This window comes from Butyrivibrio hungatei NK4A153, assembly GCF_000424465.1.
Classification (GTDB): domain Bacteria; phylum Bacillota; class Clostridia; order Lachnospirales; family Lachnospiraceae; genus Butyrivibrio; species Butyrivibrio hungatei_A.
On sequence record NZ_AUJY01000034.1, the window covers coordinates 1 to 3,205 of the forward strand.

General features: G+C 41.6%; 1 protein-coding gene and 1 pseudogene. Both read left to right on the forward strand.

Going from position 1 to position 3,205, the window contains the following annotated elements; all coding sequences use genetic code 11:
• The first annotated feature begins 594 nt into the window (after positions 1-594).
• Positions 595-2,406, forward strand: coding sequence for a group II intron reverse transcriptase/maturase (gene ltrA / locus G628_RS0110695; RefSeq protein ID WP_027209127.1), 1,812 nt, complete (start codon positions 595-597; stop codon positions 2,404-2,406).
• 131 nt (positions 2,407-2,537) lie between these two features.
• Positions 2,538-3,205 (forward strand): annotated as a pseudogene (locus tag G628_RS17155) (hypothetical protein); the annotation flags it as partial.

The following is a 3,205-nucleotide window of genomic DNA, read 5'->3' on the forward strand; positions in this document are numbered from 1 at the left end:
TGTGCGCCCATAAGGGGCGAAGTAAATCCGCAATAACAAGCGGTCGGCACGTTGTTTCACGCCGATGGTCAATGGCTTACCAAGCGAAGAAATTCTAATGGGAACATAGCACGCCATTAAACCCACAAGTTGGCTAATTGCCAAGCCACGACTGAGTGAGGGAGACCAAAAACTGACATAAGGGTAAAACCCATACTGGTTAAAGGACAGTCCAAGAGGCATTAGTGGTGGCTGTAGCGGAAGGCAGTTACAAACGCTATACCGTGTATCGTACTTGCAGAAAATGAGCAGGAAACGTGGAACATATACACGGCTCACCTATATAAGTAGGAACGGACGGAAATCGTACCCGACAGTCAGTTGATGTTTTGTTACTTCGTTACTAAATGGGGATTATCTAAGTCGGAACGCCCAAAAGGCTATGTGCATAGGCACTGAATATCCGATACGGTAACGGAGCTTCCATAGTAGTCCGAGGACCTTGAATTGACAAGGATAGCCGTAAAATCGGAAGCGAATAATAACGCCCACATGGCGAAGGGAAGCAGTCTATTTCGTTTCAATACTGGTAGAAAGGAGGATGTGCGAGACATCATGAGAAATCCAGAATACGTATTGAACAGCTTGCGTGAGCATTCAGCTCAAAACAACTATTCTTATGACAGGTTATACAGAATACTGTATAACCAAGACTTCCTTTTGATGGCGTATCAAAATATATACGCTAATAAAGGAAACATGACCGCAGGCACCGATGGGCAGACCATTGATGCCATGAGTTTGGACAGAATTAACAGAATTATTGACAGTCTGAAAGATGAAAAGTATGTTCCAAACCCAGCGAGGAGAACGTATATCCCAAAGAAAAATGGGAAACTGCGCCCCCTCGGAATACCATCCATCGATGACAAGCTGATACAGGAAGCAATGAGAATGATACTTGAAGCAATCTATGATGATAGTTTTGAGGACACATCACATGGTTTCAGACCAGGCAAAAGCTGTCATACAGCGTTACGCCAAATCCAAAACCGCTTTACAAGGTGTAAGTGGTTCGTAGAAGGAGACATTAAGGGCTTCTTCGACAACATCGACCACAATGTCATGATAGCTATACTGAGGAAGCGCATCAAAGATGAAAAATTCCTGCGACTCATTCGCAAATTTCTTAACGCAGGATATATGGAGGACAATCAGTACCACAATACTTACAGCGGAGCTGTCCAAGGAGGCATCATCAGCCCAATACTGGCGAACATTTATCTCGACCAGTTCGATAAGTGCATGAAGGAGTACAAAGAAAAATTTGATAAAGGCAACAAGCGGACAATCCTAAAAAGCTATACAAAAATGGGTGACAAAAGGCATAGAATCATTGAGAAAATCTCAAAGGAGACAAATGAGTCTAAGCGCATAGAGCTTTTATCCACGCTCAAAGCACATGATGAAATTTACCACTCTATGCCAAGAACAGACGCTATGGACAAGACCTTTAGAAGAATTCAGTACACCCGCTATGCTGATGACTTCCTCATAGGAGTAATAGGCTCTAAAGACGATGCAAGACAGATTAAAGAGGACATTTCAAAATTCCTCAATGATGTACTTAAATTAGAACTGTCACAGGAGAAAACTTTGATAACAATCGCTACCGACAAGGCGAGATTCCTTGGATTTGATATTAGGGCAAGGAAACAAAGCAATCTCAAACGCAAAACAAAGAGTGGATGTTATGCAAGAAATTATGGTGGGCACATTGTTTTAGAAGCACCTACAGAACTGATTAGGAAGAAGCTCTTACAGCTTGATGCCATGGAAATCAAATATGTGAACGGTGACGAGATATGGAAGCCCAAGATGCGTAAAAGCCTATGCTGTAAACAGGATATCTATATCCTCAACCAGTACAACAGCGAAGTCAGAGGTATATGCAACTTTTATTCCATAGCCAACAACAGGTCGAAGCTTCATAAGTTTCGTTACATCATGGAATACAGTATGTACAAGACTTTCGCCTGCAAATACCGCACTACTAAGGCAGACATAATTGAGCGTTACAGACTCAATAAGGACTTTGCCGTCAAGTATAAAGATTTCAAAGGCAATGACAAGGTCAGAAAATTCTGGAAAGGCAGTTTAGCAAGAAATGACTTTCCAAAAGGCAGCGAAGTTGACATCATGTTCTCCAGTAAACCAGTGACGTATAAAAACAATCCGTCACTTGCAAAAAGACTTAAAGCCAACACTTGCGAATGGTGTGGCAAATACGCTACTGATGTGGTCATGCATCAGGTAAGAACCTTAAAAGAATTGGACAGCAGTTTACCATGGAATGCCCATATGATAAAAATCAATAGGAAAACATTGGTTGTCTGTCCACAATGTCATGAGATGATTCATTCTTAAGTAAGCTGAGAAATAGATGGGAAGCCGGATACAGCGACGAGTTGTAAGTCCGGTTTCGGGGCGAGTCCTCGGAAACCTGCTACAGCAATGTAGCAAGGCGCTGAGGGCTTAGCCTACTCAATGCAATCTCAATGGATGGGAAAAAGAAATTCCGAAATTTCTACTTTTCAGGAATTGCGCTTAGAAGAATTTCAGATATTATCTGCCTCGAAAACGGTCTGTCTATAATAAAAACAACTCCGTACAAAGAAAGAAAAAGCAAAGGCAGATATTCAAGGAAAGAGCATTTTACCGATAAGAAGCTGGAGTTTATTAAGGATATTGAAGCAAAGCTCATGGAAGGAAAAGGCAAAGGATATGTGACCTGGGCAAAGCGCTTTAATGCAAAACAGATGGCAAAGACAATTCTGTTCCTTCAAGAACATAAAATTGAGTCTTACGAGCAACTTAAAGAAATCACCGATGAGAGATGTGGGAAACTCAAGGAACTTAAGGATTCAATGAAGAAGAAGGAAGCGCTTCTTTCGGAGAACAAAAAACGGCAGCAGGCCATTATAGATTATTCCAAGAGCAGGAAAGTATTTGAAGCCTACAAAAAGAGCGGATACAGTAAGAAATTTTACAGTGAGCATGAAGCGCAGCTTCTTATCTATAAGGCAGCAGAGGAAGTCTATAAGTCGGTGCCAAAAGGACAGAAGCTCAATATGCGTAAGCTTCGTGATGAGTATGGCCACATTCTTGAAGAGAAGAAAAAAGAGTTTAGGGAGTATGCGGGGATCAATAAAGATATCCATGAGTA